This window comes from Agrococcus sp. SL85 (assembly GCF_026625845.1).
Lineage (GTDB): Bacteria > Actinomycetota > Actinomycetes > Actinomycetales > Microbacteriaceae > Agrococcus.
The window spans coordinates 1,015,060-1,031,080 of sequence record NZ_CP113066.1 but is presented as its reverse complement, the minus strand read 5'-3'; the positions used below and the strand labels follow the sequence as shown (position 1 = coordinate 1,031,080).

The 16,021-nt window shown below is 68.6% G+C and carries 11 protein-coding genes and 3 rRNA genes; 2 read left to right on the top strand and 12 right to left on the bottom strand.

Features of this window, described 5'->3' with window-relative positions; translation table 11 throughout:
• Positions 1-153 precede the first annotated feature (153 nt).
• The 3 genes from rrf to OVA14_RS05030 all read right to left on the bottom strand — a co-directional run bounded on the left by rrf (position 154) and on the right by OVA14_RS05030 (position 5,427).
• Positions 154-270, bottom strand: a 5S ribosomal RNA gene (gene rrf, locus OVA14_RS05040).
• A 113-nt stretch (positions 271-383) separates the two neighbouring features.
• Positions 384-3,499, bottom strand: a 23S ribosomal RNA gene (locus OVA14_RS05035).
• A gap of 404 nt (positions 3,500-3,903) precedes the next feature.
• Positions 3,904-5,427: ribosomal RNA gene (locus OVA14_RS05030) — 16S ribosomal RNA — on the bottom strand.
• The 16S, 23S and 5S rRNA genes sit together here, the layout of an rRNA operon.
• A 496-nt stretch (positions 5,428-5,923) precedes the next feature.
• Here OVA14_RS05030 and OVA14_RS05025 point away from each other — a divergent pair.
• The gene (locus OVA14_RS05025) at positions 5,924-6,580 is read left to right on the top strand and encodes an NUDIX hydrolase (protein ID WP_267505168.1); all 657 of its coding nucleotides are present in this window, start codon (positions 5,924-5,926) and stop codon (positions 6,578-6,580) included.
• 13 nt (positions 6,581-6,593) lie between these two features.
• Here the strand turns inward: OVA14_RS05025 and OVA14_RS05020 are convergent, their stop codons facing one another.
• From OVA14_RS05020 to idi, 8 genes are read right to left on the bottom strand one after another with little or no spacing between them, the layout of a single operon-like run.
• Entirely contained in the window at positions 6,594-8,219 is a 1,626-nt protein-coding gene (locus tag OVA14_RS05020; protein WP_420710616.1) for an SDR family oxidoreductase, read from the bottom strand.
• Positions 8,216-9,130 carry a prenyltransferase gene (locus OVA14_RS05015; protein ID WP_420710615.1) on the bottom strand — a complete coding sequence of 305 codons (915 nt, stop codon included), beginning with the start codon at positions 9,128-9,130 and terminating at the stop codon, positions 8,216-8,218. The genes OVA14_RS05020 and OVA14_RS05015 overlap by 4 nt, the downstream gene beginning before the upstream one ends.
• On the bottom strand, positions 9,093-9,452 hold the full coding sequence (locus tag OVA14_RS05010; protein WP_267505166.1) for a lycopene cyclase domain-containing protein: 360 nt from the start codon (positions 9,450-9,452) through the stop codon (positions 9,093-9,095). Before OVA14_RS05010 ends, OVA14_RS05015 begins: the two co-directional genes overlap by 38 nt.
• Positions 9,449-9,778, bottom strand: coding sequence for a lycopene cyclase domain-containing protein (locus OVA14_RS05005; RefSeq protein ID WP_267505165.1), 330 nt, complete (start codon positions 9,776-9,778; stop codon positions 9,449-9,451). The genes OVA14_RS05010 and OVA14_RS05005 overlap by 4 nt, the downstream gene beginning before the upstream one ends.
• Entirely contained in the window at positions 9,775-11,361 is a 1,587-nt protein-coding gene (crtI, locus tag OVA14_RS05000) for a phytoene desaturase family protein (protein ID WP_267505164.1), read from the bottom strand. Before crtI ends, OVA14_RS05005 begins: the two co-directional genes overlap by 4 nt.
• On the bottom strand, positions 11,358-12,314 hold the full coding sequence (locus OVA14_RS04995; protein WP_267505163.1) for a phytoene/squalene synthase family protein: 957 nt from the start codon (positions 12,312-12,314) through the stop codon (positions 11,358-11,360). Before OVA14_RS04995 ends, crtI begins: the two co-directional genes overlap by 4 nt.
• Positions 12,311-13,330, bottom strand: coding sequence for a polyprenyl synthetase family protein (locus OVA14_RS04990; RefSeq protein ID WP_267505162.1), 1,020 nt, complete (start codon positions 13,328-13,330; stop codon positions 12,311-12,313). The genes OVA14_RS04995 and OVA14_RS04990 overlap by 4 nt, the downstream gene beginning before the upstream one ends.
• On the bottom strand, positions 13,327-13,875 hold the full coding sequence (idi, locus tag OVA14_RS04985) for an isopentenyl-diphosphate Delta-isomerase (RefSeq protein ID WP_267505161.1): 549 nt from the start codon (positions 13,873-13,875) through the stop codon (positions 13,327-13,329). The genes OVA14_RS04990 and idi overlap by 4 nt, the downstream gene beginning before the upstream one ends.
• Positions 13,876-13,937: 62 nt before the next feature.
• Here idi and OVA14_RS13470 point away from each other — a divergent pair, with 62 nt between their 5' ends.
• Positions 13,938-14,516, top strand: coding sequence for a MarR family winged helix-turn-helix transcriptional regulator (locus OVA14_RS13470; RefSeq protein ID WP_324288046.1), 579 nt, complete (start codon positions 13,938-13,940; stop codon positions 14,514-14,516).
• 23 nt (positions 14,517-14,539) lie between these two features.
• On the opposite strand, the gene OVA14_RS04975 is transcribed toward OVA14_RS13470, so the two are convergent.
• The gene (locus OVA14_RS04975) at positions 14,540-15,952 is read right to left on the bottom strand and encodes an ATP-dependent DNA helicase (RefSeq protein WP_267505160.1); all 1,413 of its coding nucleotides are present in this window, start codon (positions 15,950-15,952) and stop codon (positions 14,540-14,542) included.
• Positions 15,953-16,021: the final 69 nt, after the last annotated feature.

Genomic DNA, 16,021 nt, shown 5'->3' with positions numbered 1-16,021 from the left:
CTGCAGCACGAGCCCTATGGAGGAACGACGAAAGGGCCCGTGCCGCAGCACGAGCCCTCGGAAGGACCAGCGATGGGCTCGCACGAATGCGAGCACCCACCTGGAAAGGCGAAAGGGGCCCCAGATCGTTCTGGGGCCCCTTCCTCAAAGAAAGTCCGGCGGTGTCCTACTCTCCCACAGGGTCCCCCCTGCAGTACCATCGGCGCTGAGAGCCTTAGCTTCCGGGTTCGGAATGTGACCGGGCGTTTCCCTCTCGCTATGGCCGCCGAAACACTATCGATGCTTCAGTCTGCACAGCTCCCCGAACGTGTCGGGGTGCGGTGCGGTTCTCGACCGTCGATCGAGAACCACAAAGTGGACGCGAGCAGCAAGCTCATGTTGTTGTTATCAAGTCATCGGCTTATTAGTACCGGTCAGCTCCATGGGTCGTTAGTCCCCACTTCCACATCCGGCCTATCAACCCAGTAGTCTGGCTGGGAGCCTCTCGCCCGAAGGCACGGAAGTCTCATCTTGAGGCCGGCTTCCCGCTTAGATGCTTTCAGCGGTTATCCATCCCGAACGTAGCTAATCAGCGGTGCTCTTGGCAGAACAACTGACACACCAGAGGTTCGTCCAACCCGGTCCTCTCGTACTAGGGTCAGATCCTCTCAAACTTCCAACGCGCGCAGCGGATAGGGACCGAACTGTCTCACGACGTTCTAAACCCAGCTCGCGTGCCGCTTTAATGGGCGAACAGCCCAACCCTTGGGACCTACTCCAGCCCCAGGATGCGACGAGCCGACATCGAGGTGCCAAACCATGCCGTCGATATGGACTCTTGGGCAAGATCAGCCTGTTATCCCCGAGGTACCTTTTATCCGTTGAGCGACAGCGCTTCCACAAGCCACTGCCGGATCACTAGTCCCGACTTTCGTCCCTGCTCCAGTTGTCACTGTCACAGTCAAGCTCCCTTGTGCACTTACACTCGACACCTGATTGCCAACCAGGTTGAGGGAACCTTTGGGCGCCTCCGTTACTTTTTGGGAGGCAACCGCCCCAGTTAAACTACCCACCAGGCACTGTCCCTGAACCGGATCACGGTTCGAAGTTAGATATCCAGAGTGACCAGAGTGGTATTTCAACAATGACTCCACATGCACTGGCGTGCATACTTCACAGTCTCCCACCTATCCTACACAAGCCACACCGAACACCAATACCAAGCTGTAGTAAAGGTCACGGGGTCTTTCCGTCCTGCTGCGCGTAACGAGCATCTTTACTCGTAGTGCAATTTCGCCGAGTTCGCGGTTGAGACAGCTGGGAAGTCGTTACGCCATTCGTGCAGGTCGGAACTTACCCGACAAGGAATTTCGCTACCTTAGGATGGTTATAGTTACCACCGCCGTTTACTGGGGCTTAAATTCTGAGCTTCGCTTGCGCTAACCCTTCCTCTTAACCTTCCAGCACCGGGCAGGCGTCAGTCCGTATACATCGACTTGCGTCTTCGCACGGACCTGTGTTTTTAGTAAACAGTCGCTTCCCACTGGTCTCTGCGGCCTTCAAACGCTTCCAGCAGCAAGTGCTGTCACGCCTCAGGCCCCCCTTCTCCCGAAGTTACGGGGGCATTTTGCCGAGTTCCTTAACCACGATTCTCTCGATCTCCTTGGTATTCTCTACCTGACCACCTGAGTCGGTTTGGGGTACGGGTGACTAGAACCTCGCGTCGATGCTTTTCTTGGCAGCATAGGATCACAGACTTCCCTCTAGGGTTCGGCAAAGCTCTCAGGCTATATGTGCGACGGATTTGCCTATCGCACGCCCTACGGCTTACCCGGACTCAACCATCGGCCCGGTTCTGCTACCTTCCTGCGTCACACCTGTTAATACGCTAGCCGCACCAGCATGGGGTCGAGTGCTAGCCCAAGGGCGTCCCCCCGAAGGGTTCGGCCCGAGGATTCGGACTCTTAGCACCACTGGATTGACTGGGGCGGTTCTTCGCCAGCTCAGGAGTATCAACCTGATGTCCATCGACTACGCCTGTCGGCCTCGCCTTAGGTCCCGGCTTACCCAGGGAAGATTAGCTTGACCCTGGAACCCTTGGTCTTTCGGAGGACTGGTTTCTCGCCAGTCTTTCGCTACTCATGCCTGCATTCTCACTCGTGTGGCGTCCACGGCTGGATTCCTCCGCCGCTTCACTCGCCACACGACGCTCTCCTACCAATCCGCACGCCTGGACAGCCACAAGGGCTGCCGAGCTGTTGCGCGAATTCCACGACTTCGGTGGTGTGCTTGAGCCCCGTTACATTGTCGGCGCAGAATCACTTGACCAGTGAGCTATTACGCACTCTTTCAAGGGTGGCTGCTTCTAAGCCAACCTCCTGGTTGTCTAAGCAACTCCACATCCTTTTCCACTTAGCACACGCTTGGGGACCTTAGTCGGTGGTCTGGGTTGTTTCCCTCTCGACGATGAAGCTTATCCCCCACCGTCTCACTGCTGCGCTCTCACTTACCGGCATTCGGAGTTTGGCTGACGTCAGTAACCTTTTGGGGCCCATCGGCCATCCAGTAGCTCTACCTCCGGCAAGAAACACGCAACGCTGCACCTAAATGCATTTCGGAGAGAACCAGCTATCACGAAGTTTGATTGGCCTTTCACCCCTATCCACAGCTCATCCCCTCAGTTTTCAACCTAAGTGGGTTCGGTCCTCCACGAGGTCTTACCCTCGCTTCAACCTGGCCATGGATAGATCACTTCGCTTCGGGTCTAGGACATGCGACTGAATCGCCCTATTCAGACTCGCTTTCGCTACGGCTACCCCACTCGGGTTAACCTCGCCACATATCGCTAACTCGCAGGCTCATTCTTCAAAAGGCACGCCGTCACAGCTGCTAGGGCTGCTCCGACGGTTTGTAAGCAAACGGTTTCAGGTACTATTTCACTCCCCTCCCGGGGTACTTTTCACCTTTCCCTCACGGTACTTGTCCGCTATCGGTCATCTGGGAGTATTTAGGCTTACCAGGTGGTCCTGGCAGATTCACACGGGATTTCTCGGGCCCCGTGCTACTTGGGATGGACCTCGCGCCATCGCGCGGTTTCGGCTACGGGATTGTCACCCTCTTCGATGGACCTTTCCAAGTCCTTCGCCTACCGCGGTCTGTCACGCTTGCTGCTCGGCAGAACAGCTGAGATGTCCCACAACCCCGATCGTGCAACGCCTGCCGGCTATCACACACGATCGGTTTAGCCTGATCCGCGTTCGCTCGCCACTACTGACGGAATCACTGTTGTTTTCTCTTCCTGTGGGTACTGAGATGTTTCACTTCCCCACGTTCCCTCTACCCGCCCTATATATTCAGGCGGGAGTCACTGGGTCGGCACGCCGCCCAGCGGGGTTTCCCCATTCGGAGATCCTCGGATCGAAGCTCGTTTATCAGCTCCCCGAGGCTTATCGCAGATTACTACGTCCTTCATCGGCTCCAGATGCCAAGGCATCCACCGTTTGCTCTTAGAAACTTGACCACATACATGAGTATTTTGGTTAGGACACCGTCACCCGGAGGCGACGGCGACCAATGATCTATAAAGATCATCAAGACTCGAGCCGAAGCTCGAATCTAAGATGCTCGCGTCCACTGTGTAGTTCTCAACATACGGTCGGTGCCGTCGAATCCGCAGCACTGCTGCGAAGCCGGCCGGCCCAGAGGTTCGTCCAACGCCCAAAGGCGCCGTCCGGTCCCTCAGGACCCAACAGCGTGCACGTGCCCGGCCTCCCCGACCCTGCTCTTCCTGACCGCCGAAGCAGCCGTACTAGACAAGGACAGATCGTCCGAGCACCAATGTCAATGTTCCACCCATGAGCTGACCACCGATCGACGTTCGCGACCGAAGTGGCTCTGCGCCCCGAAGGGCGAGATGCTCCTTAGAAAGGAGGTGATCCAGCCGCACCTTCCGGTACGGCTACCTTGTTACGACTTAGTCCTAATCACCGATCCCACCTTCGACGGCTCCCTCCACAAGGGTTAGGCCACCGGCTTCGGGTGTTACCGACTTTCATGACTTGACGGGCGGTGTGTACAAGGCCCGGGAACGTATTCACCGCAGCGTTGCTGATCTGCGATTACTAGCGACTCCGACTTCATGAGGTCGAGTTGCAGACCTCAATCCGAACTGAGACCGGCTTTTTGGGATTCGCTCCACCTTGCGGTATCGCAGCCCATTGTACCGGCCATTGTAGCATGCGTGAAGCCCAAGACATAAGGGGCATGATGATTTGACCTCATCCCCACCTTCCTCCGAGTTGACCCCGGCAGTATCCCATGAGTTCCCACCATGACGTGCTGGCAACATAGGACGAGGGTTGCGCTCGTTGCGGGACTTAACCCAACATCTCACGACACGAGCTGACGACAACCATGCACCACCTGTATACGAGTGTCCAAAGAGTTCGCTGTCTCCAGCGCGTTCTCGTACATGTCAAGCCTTGGTAAGGTTCTTCGCGTTGCATCGAATTAATCCGCATGCTCCGCCGCTTGTGCGGGCCCCCGTCAATTCCTTTGAGTTTTAGCCTTGCGGCCGTACTCCCCAGGCGGGGAACTTAATGCGTTAGCTACGACACGGAGACCGTGGAATGGTCCCCACATCTAGTTCCCAACGTTTACGGCGTGGACTACCAGGGTATCTAAGCCTGTTTGCTCCCCACGCTTTCGCTCCTCAGCGTCAGTTACGGCCCAGAGATCTGCCTTCGCCATCGGTGTTCCTCCTGATATCTGCGCATTCCACCGCTACACCAGGAATTCCAATCTCCCCTACCGCACTCTAGTCTGCCCGTACCCACTGCAAGCCCGAGGTTGAGCCTCGGGATTTCACAGCAGACGCGACAGACCGCCTACGAGCTCTTTACGCCCAATAATTCCGGACAACGCTTGCACCCTACGTATTACCGCGGCTGCTGGCACGTAGTTAGCCGGTGCTTTTTCTGCAGGTACCGTCACTCTCGCTTCTTCCCTGCTAAAAGAGGTTTACAACCCGAAGGCCGTCGTCCCTCACGCGGCGTTGCTGCATCAGGCTTGCGCCCATTGTGCAATATTCCCCACTGCTGCCTCCCGTAGGAGTCTGGGCCGTGTCTCAGTCCCAGTGTGGCCGGTCACCCTCTCAGGCCGGCTACCCGTCGTCGCCTTGGTGAGCCATTACCTCACCAACAAGCTGATAGGCCGCGAGCTCATCCTTGACCGAAGTTCTTTCCACCCACAGGAGATGCCTCCGAGGGTCGTATCCGGTATTAGACGCCGTTTCCAGCGCTTATCCCAGAGTCAAGGGCAGATTGCTCACGTGTTACTCACCCGTTCGCCACTAATCCAGAGGAGCAAGCTCCTCCTTCATCGTTCGACTTGCATGTGTTAAGCACGCCGCCAGCGTTCGTCCTGAGCCAGGATCAAACTCTCCGTAAAGAAATGTTGCTGACCGACCGGGGAAAAACCGGACGGCAGCGAGTTCGATCTGACAACAAGGATCGTCAACTGACAATCCATCATCATCCAAAGGAATCGTTGCGACCCCGAAAGGTCACGACGAGTAAAATTTGGCATTTGACATTGTGCACGCTGTTGAGTTCTCAAGGATCGGACGCTCTCGTGCTTTCCCTTCCGGGTCAGCGCCGAGGCAACTTCTCGATGGCTGCCACCCTGCCGGACTCTGTCCAGCGGACTCGCCGCTCGGTGTCAGATTCACACCCGCTTCTCAGTCCTGCTCGGTGGCAACTTGACTACTGTACAACACAATCTGACCTCCGCGCGACACCGCGTGTCGCAGGTCGGCCGCGGGCCCGGTCGGCGGCTCCGCTCGCGCCGTGCCTCGGGGCCGACGGCGACCGGCCCTGCCCCGGAACGGCGCGGGATCCTGGCGATTCGAGCGGGCGGTCGCGCGCCCCGGCCGTAGCCTGACCGCATGAGCGAGATCCCTGCCGCAGCGACCCTCGTGCTGCTGCGCGACGGCGACCATGGCGCGATCGAGGTCCTCCTCCTGCAGCGCCCCGACCGCGGCTCCTTCGCGGGCGGCTGGGTGTTCCCCGGCGGCCGCGTCGAGCCCCACGACGAGGCGCAGGCGGACGGCGACGACCTCACGGCCGCTCGCCGGGCGGCCGTGCGCGAGACCGAGGAGGAGGTGGGCCTCGTGATCGACCCCGCGTCCCTCGTGCCCCTCGCGCACTGGACGCCGCCCGAGGGGCTGGCCACGCGCTTCATCACCTGGTTCTTCGTGGCACCGGCGGTCGAGGGCGAGCTGCGGCTGCAGCAGGCCGAGGTGGTCGCGAGCGAGTGGATCAAGCCGGCCGATGCGCTGAAGCGCCACGGCGCGGGCCAGATGCGCCTCTTCCCGCCCACCTGGATCACGCTCGACTCGCTGCTCGCCCACCCCACGGTCGACGCCGCCCTCGCCGCGATCGCCCGCCGCGAGCCGCGCCGCTATGCGACGAAGCAGGACGAGGCCCGGCGCATCGTGCGCTGGGAGGGCGACGAGGGCTACGACGGCGCCCCCGACACGGACGACGGCCCTCGGCACCGCCTCACGATGCACTCGCTCCCGTGGCGCCTGGAGTGGCGCTAGTCGCGACCGGTGCTCAGCCGCGCGCGCGGCGCCGCTCGTCGGCGAGCGCCTCGGCGGCGCCCACGATGCGCGTCGTCATCGTGTCGAAGATGACGTGGTGCGCCGGCACGAGCGACCACCAGTAGAGCCGTCCGCCGAGCCCGCTCGGCAGGAAGATCGCGCGCTGCCGGTAGCGGGTGCACCCGGGCTCGTCGGCCGGGTCGACGCGGAACTCGATCCACGCGCGGCCCGGCACCTTCATCTCGGCGCGCAGCCGCAGCATCCGGCCCCGCTCGATGCGCTCCACCCGCCAGAAGTCGACGACGTCGTTCGCGCGCAGGCGCTCGGGGTCGCGGCGGCCGCGCCGGAGCCCGACGCCGCCGACGATGCGGTCCATGAGGCCGCGGATGCTCCACAGCATGGGCACCGAGTACCAGCCGCTCTCGCCGCCGATCGACTCGACGACCTCCCACACCGCATCCGGCGGCGCGCTCGTCGTGCGCTCGCGCGCGTCCTCGTAGACGGTGGAGCCCGACCAGCCCGGATCGCTCGGCAGCGGATCCGAGGGCGCGCCCGCCGCGGAGGCCGAGCGCCAGCTCGACTCGATGTCGCCGCGCTGCTCGCGCACGAGCGCGAGGCGCACCGCGCGGCGGTAGCCGATGAGGCCGTCGGCCGGCGGCGGGATGATCGCGTCGATGCGGCGCTCCGTCACGACGCAGTCGTGCATGAGCGACCCGATGAGCGGCATCGCGATCGCGCGCGGCACGGGCGTCACGAGGTTGACCCAGTGGGAGGCGAGCCAGGGCGTCAGCACCGGCAGCGACGCGATGGGCCGCTGCTTGAGCCCCGCCTCGAGGGCGTACCCGTTCATGACCTGGCCGTACCGCAGCACGTCGGGACCGCCGACGTCGAAGGCGCCGTGCACCTCGGCCGGGACCACGGCGGCGTGCACGAGGTAGTGCAGCACGTCGCGCACCGCGATGGGCTGCACGAAGTTGCGCACCCACTTCGGCGCCGGCATGTACGGCAGCACCTCGGTGAGGTGGCGGATCATCTCGAACGACGCGGAGCCGGTGCCGATGACGATGCCCGCCTCGAGCACGATCGTGGGCACGCCGGAGGCGAGCAGCGTGTCGCCGACCGCGACCCGCGAGGCGAGGTGCTTCGAGAGCTCCTCGCCCTCCGGGTGCAGCCCCGAGAGGTAGACGATGCGCTCGACGCCCGCCTCGCGCGCCGCGCGCGCGACGTTCCGGGCCTGCTCGAGCTCCGCCGCCTGGAAGTCGCCGCCCGCGCTCATGGCGTGGACGAGGTGGTAGACGACCTGCTGGCCCGCGAAGGCCTCGACGAGCGAGCCCGGGTCCTCGAGGTCGCCGCGCACGACCTCGACGTCGCCTGCCCAGGAGGCGTCGGCGAGGCGACCGGGGTCGCGCGCGAGCGCCCGCACCGAGTGCCCGACGTGCAGGAGGCGCGGGATGAGGCGGCCGCCCACGTAGCCCGTGGCGCCCGTCACGAGCACCCGGCGGCGCTCGGCCTCCGGCACGGGGTCCATGGGCGCCTCGGGCGCGAGGTCGGGGTCGAGCGCGTCGACCTCGACGGGCTCGGAGGTGGTCTCGGTGGTGGCCCGGGGAGCGGGGCCGGTGGATCCCTGCCGCTCGTTCATCGGCCCATCATCGCCCACCAGATGCAGAGCATGGTGATGAGGAAGCCGCATCCGTAGTTGACCCACAGGAATCGCCGCCAGCCGCGGTTCGCGGCGCCCGAGCCCGCGTCGGTCACCGACCAGAAGGGCGCGGCGAGCCAGATGTAGGGCAGCGCGACGAGCGCGGCGAGCGGGCCGGGCCAGGGGGTCGTGAGCATGAGGACGCCGGCGAGCGCCCAGAGGCCGATCGCGAGCCGCACCGTGGCGCGCGCGCCGAGCGCCGTGGCGATCGAGCCGATGCCTCCCTCGCGGTCGGGCACGACGTCCTGCACCGCGCCGAAGGCGTGGCTCGCCATGCCCCAGGCGAAGAAGGCCGCGAGCAGCGCCCACAGGCCCGGCGTCCACTCGGCGCCCGCGAGCAGCAGGCCGTAGACGGCGGGGCTCACGAAGTGGGTGCTCGAGGTGATCGAGTCGAGCACCGGCACCTCCTTGAAGCGCAGGCCCTTCGCCGAGTACGCGACGACCGCGAAGAGGCTCACCGCGAGCGCCGCCCACGACGCAGGGCCGCCGAGCAGCACGAGCGCGACGACGAACGGCACCGCGAGCCCGATCGACCACGTGATCGTGGCGCGGTGCGTCGACGGCGGCAGGAGCGCCCCCTCGACACCGCCCTTGCGGGGGTTCTGCGCGTCGGAGGCGTAGTCGAAGACGTCGTTGATGCCGTACATCGCGAGGTTGTAGGGCACGAGGAAGAAGAGCGTGCCCACCACGAGCCGGAGGTCGACCTGGCCGGTCGTCAGCAGCATCGCCGCCGCGAAGGGGAAGGCCGTGTTGATCCAGCTGACGGGCCGGGAGGCGAGCAGCAGGCGGCGGCCGAGGCGCAGCTCGGCGGTGTCAGCCACGCCCGTGCCCCTCGCCCGACGCGCGGTCATCCGGTCGCGCCGCGGCGCGCGCGCCCGCGTCTTGCCGGGCGGGCAGCAGCCGCCAGAGCCCGGCGACGGCGAGCACCGCGACGAGGGCGTAGGCGAGGTCCTCGAGCGGGATGAGGCCGATCTCGATGCCGAGCAGCTTCGCGTCGTCGTAGCGGAAGAGGTCGGCGGCGATCATGAGGGAGTCGAAGACGAGCGTGAGCGCGAGCACCGCGGCGCCGCCGAGCGCGAGCGCGGCCCAGGCCCTCCTGCCCCTGCGGAGGCCGAGCACCGCGAGCGCGGCGGAGACCGCCAGGAACGGCAGCAGCAGCACGGCATAGGTCACGGCTCCGCCCTCCTGCGCGCCGCGAGCAGCCGCTCGGCGCCCGCGATCGCGACGAGCGAGACGTAGGCGAGGAAGGTGATGAACGCGAGCTCCTCGATCGGCAGGTGCGGCAGCACCTCGATGCTCGTCATCCACGGCGACTCGCCCAGCCGGAAGTTGCCGGTGGCGATCGCCGAGAGGTCGAGCACGAGCAGCAGGAGCGCCGTGAGCAGCACCGCGCCGATCGCGCGCGGCGCGTCGCGGAAGAGCGCGAGCCGCCAGCGCGCGTCGATCGCGCCCACGCCGAGCGCCGAGACGAGGATCGCGCCGAGGTAGACGAGGCTCACGAGGCGTCCGCCGAGGCGCGGCGGCCGGCGGGCAGCGGCTGCAGCGGCCCCGTCGTGCGCTCGCCGCGCACGTGCTTCACGACGAGCTCGGCGGAGATGAGGCACATGGGCACCCCGATGCCGGGGACCGTCGTGGAGCCGGCGAGCAGCAGCCCGTCGATCTCGCGGTGCTTCGTGGAGCCGCGCAGCATCGCGCTCTGGCGGAGCGTGTGCGCGGGCCCGAGCGCCGTGCCGCGCCAGGCGTCGAGGTCGCGCGCGAAGTCGGCGGGGCCGATCGTGCGGCGCACGCGCACCCGCTCGGCGAGGTCCGGGATGCCCGCCCACTCCGCGATCTGCGCGATCGCGGCATCGGCGATGCGCTCGACGGCCGGGTCGCCCGCGCCGTCGACGCCGCCGGCGCCGAGCCTCGGATCGGCGCGCACCGGCACGAGCACGAAGAGCGCCTCGGAGCCCTCGGGCGCCACCGAGGGGTCGGTGGCGGAGGTGCGGCTGACGTAGAGCGAGGCCGGGTCGGTGACGCCCGCCGAGGGATCCGCGGGCTCCGGACCGAAGATGCGGTCGAAGCCGGCCTCCCAGTCCTCGGTGAACAGGAGCGTGTGGTGCTCGAGCTGCGGCAGCGGCCCGTCGACGCCGAGCATCACGAGCACGGCCGAGGGGCCGGCGACCTTGGAGGACCAGCGGCGCTCGGCGCGCTCGGCGAGGCCGGGCACGTGGGCGAGGAGGCGCGTGTCGGTCGCGTGGCCGTCGGCGGCGGAGACCACGAGGTCGGCCGCGAGCTCCTCGCCGCTCGCGAGCCGCACGCCGGTCGCGCGGCCGCCGCGCACGAGGATCCGCTCGACGCGCTCCCCCGTGCGGAGCTCGGCGCCCGCCTCGCGCGAGAGCCGGGCGAGCGCGTCGACGATGCGGCCGAAGCCGCCCTGCGGGTACCAGACGCCCTCGACGAGGTCGAAGTGGCTCATGAGGTGGTACATCGACGGTGCGGCCTTGGGCTCCGTGCCGAGGAAGACGGCCGGGTAGCCGAGCGCCTGCCGGATGCGGCGGTCGCGGAACGAGCGCGCGACGCGGCGCTCGAGCGTCTCGACGAGCAGCCGCCCGAGCGTGGGCAGCCGACGGGCGAGACCGAGGCCCGCGAAGGCGCTCGGGCTGTCGAAGCGGTTCGAGAGCAGGCCCTTCGTGGCGAGCTCCGCCGTCTCGGTCGCCGACGCGAGGTACGCGCGCAGCCGCTCGCCCGCGCCCGGCTCCATAGCCTCGACCCGGGCGATGGTCTCCTCGACGTCGCCCGAGACCACGAGCGACTCCTCGCGCCCCTCGTAGAGCACGCGGTAGGCGGGGTCGAGGCGCACCACGTCGACCTCGGCCTCGAGGCTCGAGCCGAGCATCCGGAACGCGTGCTCGTAGGGCTCGCGCATGAGCATCCAGCTGGGGCCGGTGTCGAAGGTGAAGCCGCCCTCGCGCCACACGCCCGCGCGGCCGCCGAGCTCCTCGGACTGCTCGAGCAGCACGACCTCGTGGCCGTCGCGCGCGAGGAGACCCGCGGAGGCGATGCCGGCGATGCCGCCGCCGATGACGACGATGCGGCTCATCGGGCGAGCCCTCGGACGGGCGCGGGCTGCTCGCGGCGGGCGAGGCCCGCGCGCGCGACGCCGGCGCCGAGCGCGGCCCGCGCGAGGATCGCGGCCTTCTCGCCCGCGGGCACGCTGATGCGGCGGCGCGGCGGCTCGGCGGCCGGCGTGGCGCGGATGCGGCGCGCGAGCGCGGCGAAGAGGTCGTGCGCGGCGAGCACCGCGGGCCGGGCCTCGGCCGGGAGGCTCGGGATGGTGGCGCGGGCGATGCGCAGCTCGCCCTCGAGGCGGTCGAGCACGCGCGCGACTGCCTGCTCGGTGGGGTGCGCCGGGTCGAGACCGGGCAGGTAGGCGCGGCCGAGCCCGTCGGCGTCGGCGCCGAGGTCGCGCAGGAAGTTGACGACCTGGAAGGCGCTGCCCAGGGCACGGGCGCCGCGGGCGACGCGCCGGGCCTCTGCGTCCTGCATGGGCCGGCCCGCCGTGAAGCAGCGCACGCACATGAGGCCGACGACCTCGGCGGAGCCGTAGACGTAGTCGCGCAGCTCGCGCTCGTCGGCGAAGTCGACAGGGTCGAGGTCGCGCCGCATCGCGGCGAAGAACGGCGCGGTGTGCTCGGCCCCGATGCCCGCGCGGCGCGCGGTCTCGGCGAAGGCGTGCACGACCAGGTCGGCGCTGAAGCCCGTGGCGATCGCGCGGGCGACCTCGGCCTCGAGCGCGTCGAGCACCTCGCCGCACTGCGCCGCGTCGAGGCCGGACTCGGCGCCCGGCCCGTCGACGATCTCGTCGGCGACGCGCACGAGGGCGTACACCGCCTGGATGTCGCCGCGCATGCCGGGCGGCAGCAGCCTGCTCGCCATGCCGAAGGAGGTCGAGTACGCCTGGATGACGGTCTCGCTCGCGCGCCGCGCCGTGGCGGTGTAGAGGGCGAGGCCCGTGGTGCCGGAGCCCGTGCGGGACGTGGGCGCGGCGGTCATCGCGCTCGCTCCACGCAGCGCTCGAGGATGCCGGTGAGCGCGCAGCGCAGCGCCTCCTCGACCGGGGCGGCGTCGATGAGCGCGCGCACCTCGTCGGCGCCGTCCGCGATTCGCCGCTCGAGCTCGTCGAGCGCGCCGCTGCCGCGTACGACGGCGCGCACGCGGGCGGCCGCGCCCTCGTCGGCCGCGGGGTCGCCGTAGTGCCGCTCGATCGTCGCCCACGCGGCGTCGCGGCGCGCGAGGAGCGCGAGCATCGTCGGGGCGCCCGCGCGGATGTCGCTGAGCGCGCTCTTGCCGGTGATCGCCTCGTCGCCGAAGACGCCCAGGACGTCGTCGCGCAGCTGGTACACCACGCCCATGCGCATGCCGATCTCGCCGAGCGCGGCGACGGCCGCAGCGGGCCGTCCGCCGAGGATCGCGCCGAGCTCGAGCGGAGCGCGGAAGGAGTAGTCGGCGGTCTTCCGCTCGAGCACGCGAAGGATCGCCTGCTCGTCGGCCTCGCCGCCCGCGAGCATCACGTCGTCGTGCTCGCCCTCGGCCGCGCGCACGAGCGAGCGCTCGACGACGTCGGCGATGGCCCGGCGGGCGCCGAGCGGCAGGTCGAGCCGGACGAGCTCGGCGAGGGCGCGCGCGAGCAGCACATCGCCCGAGACGACGGCGGTCGTGAGGCCGAGGCGCGCGGCGTGCTCGGCGCCGAGGCCGGCCTCGTGGGCGGCGCGGACCGCGGCGCCGGCGATCGAGGGGACGCCCCGTCGCTCGTCGTCGCCGTCGATGACGTCGTCGTGCACGAGCAGCGCGACGTGCAGCAGTTCGAGGGCGGCGCCGACGGCGACGACGGCGTCGTGGTCCGCGCCCTCGCCCGCCGCCGCGATGACGAGGCGGGGCCGCAGCAGCTTGCCGCCGACGGCGGCGCGCTCGGCCTCGGACTGCACGGGGTGCGGGCCGGTGGGCGCGACGATGGCGCGGATGCGCGACTCGACCTCCGCGAGGGTCGTGGGGGCGTCGACCGCGGTCACGCGGCACCCGCCAGCACGGGCAGCTGCTCGGCCTGCAGCACGAGCCAGGGGCTGAAGGCCCACGGGGTGGCGCGGAGCGCCTGCGCGAGCCGCTCGGGCTCGACCCACTGCCACTCGGCGACCTCGGCGGGGCTCGGCTCGAGCGCGCCGTCGATCCGGCCGACGTAGACGGGGCACACCTCGTGCTCGACGATGCCGCTCGCGTCGACCGCCCGGTACGAGAAGGCGGGGAGGACGAGCTCGAGGCCCGTCACGCCCGTGCCGAGCTCCTGCGCGAGGCGGCGGCGCACCGCGTCCTCCATCGCCTCGCCCGGGGCGGGATGCCCGCAGGCGGCGTTCGTCCAGACGCCCGGCCAGGCGATCTTCGAGAGCGCGCGGCGCGTGACGAGCATCCTCCCCTCGGCGTCGAGGAGGTGGCACGAGAAGGCCAGGTGGAGCGGCGTGGACGTGCTGTGCACCGTGGCCTTGGGGGCCGTGCCGATCGCCTCGCCGTCCTCGCCGAGCAGCACGACCAGCTCCTCGCCGGGGTCGGTTGGGAAGCCCATGCGGGGAGCGTAGCAAATGGTTAGCCGTTGCAACTACGAGATTGATGAGTAGTATTCGGCGCATGGCTGACCTCGCGGACGACGCGGGAGCGGGCGAGCGGGCCATGCTCGACCCGCGCCGCTTCGACGCCTCCGCCGAGCTCATCCGCAGCGCCGGGCTCTCGGACGGCGACATCGACGAGATCGTCGCGCTCTTCGCGGCGCTGCGCCGCTGGCATCGCGCCTCCGACGCGCACAGCGAGGCGAGCCGACGCCGCATGCGCCTGGGCAGGAACGACATGCGCGCCATCCGCTTCGTGCTCGCGACCGGGCACGACGGCACGATCGTGACGTCGACGATGCTCGCCGAGCACCTCGGCATCACGGGGCCCTCGGTGACGAAGATGCTCGACCGGCTCGAGCGCGCCGGCCACATCCGCCGCGAGCCCCACCCCACCGACCGCCGCGCGCTGTCGATCGTGGTCACCGAGGCCACGAGCCGCACCGCGCAGGAGTCCGTGGGCCGCGACCACACGCGGCGCTTCGAGGTCGCCGCGCGCCTCTCGAGCGACGAGCGCCTCGCCGCGACGCGGTTCCTGGAGGAGCTCGCGGCCCTGCCCGTGCTCGACCACGCCGCGGCGGGCGGCGGGCGCGCCGCCTGAGCGATCGCGGCCCGGAGCCGCGCCTAGAAGGGCGTCGGCCCGTCGGGCGCGAAGGCGTCCGCGCGGTCGCGGCGGTCCGCCTCCGCCGCCGTCTCGGTGGGCACGACCGCGCCCGGCGCGGCCGCCGGCTCCTCGCGCAGGTCGGCGCCCGCGGCCCGCGCGGCCTCCCGCTCGCGGATGCCGTGGATGAACTGCCGCACGCGCTGGTCGACGATGATGTCGCCCGGACGCAGCGGGCGCGAGAGGTAGAGGCCCTCGAGCGAGGTGAGGCGCGAGAGCGCCACGTAGGTCTGGCCGGGCGCGAACGCGCGCTGCCCGAGGTCGACGATCGCGCGGTCGAAGGTCTTGCCCTGCGACTTGTGGATCGTCACCGCCCACGCGAGCCGCAGCGGGAACTGCGTGAACTCGGCCACGACGTCCCGCTTGATCTCCTTCGTCGTCGGCGAGTACGAGTAGCGGTACTGCTCCCACACCGCCGGCTCCACCTCGTGCTGCTCGCCGTCGACCTCGACCCACACGGTGCCGCCGATGTCGACGACCTTGCCGAGCGACCCGTTGACCCAGCGGCCCTCGGAGTCGTTGCGCAGGAACATCACCTGCGCGCCGAGCTTCAGCTCGAGCTCGGCGTCGGCGGGGAACTGCCGACCGCCGAAGTCGCCCGTGATCTCGGCCGAGGCGGTCTTGGGGCGCCCGGGGAGGCGCGCGAGCTCGCGGCCGTTGATGCGCGTGACGGTGTCGTTGCGGGTCGCGAGCGTGAGCACGTCGTCGTCCGGCGGCGTGCGCGCGCCCGCGGCGTTCAGCAGGTGCGCGATCTCGGCCGTCACCGTGCCGTGCCGCACCGCGTTCAGCGCCTGCTTGAACTCGAGGTCGGCCTGGCGGTGGATGTGCACGAGCTCGACCACGTGCAGCTCGGCCTCCTCGCGCCACACGCGCGCGTCGAAGAACCACATCGAGTCGTAGTGGTCGGCGAAGTAGGCCCGCTCCTCGCCGTCGCCCGGCACGGGCGAGAGCTGGTACGGGTCGCCGAACATGACCACCTGCACGCCCCCGAAGGGCACGGCCCGCACGCCCCGCGCCTGCCGGAGCGAGCGGTCGATGGCGTCCATGAGGTCGGCGTTCACCATCGAGATCTCGTCGATGACGAGCAGGTCGAGCTTGCCCAGCATGCGCTTGAGCTCGGCGCTCTGCCGCAGCGGCGCGTCGGCGATGACGCCCAGCGGCAGCTTGAGCAGCGAGTGGATCGTCTGGCCGCCCACGTTGAGCGCCGCGACGCCCGTCGGCGCGCACACGACCACCTGCCGGTCGGACCCCTCGACGAGGTGCCGCAGCAGCGTCGACTTGCCCGTGCCGGCCCGGCCCGTGATGAAGAGGTGCTGCTCGCCGCCCTCGATGCGCTCGAGGATCGCCCGCTGCTCCAGGCTCAGCTCGACTCGCATCCCACCATCCTCCCGCACCTCGGGCGCCCGCGCCGGGCGGCGCGCATGACGCAGGATGACGCACGCGCC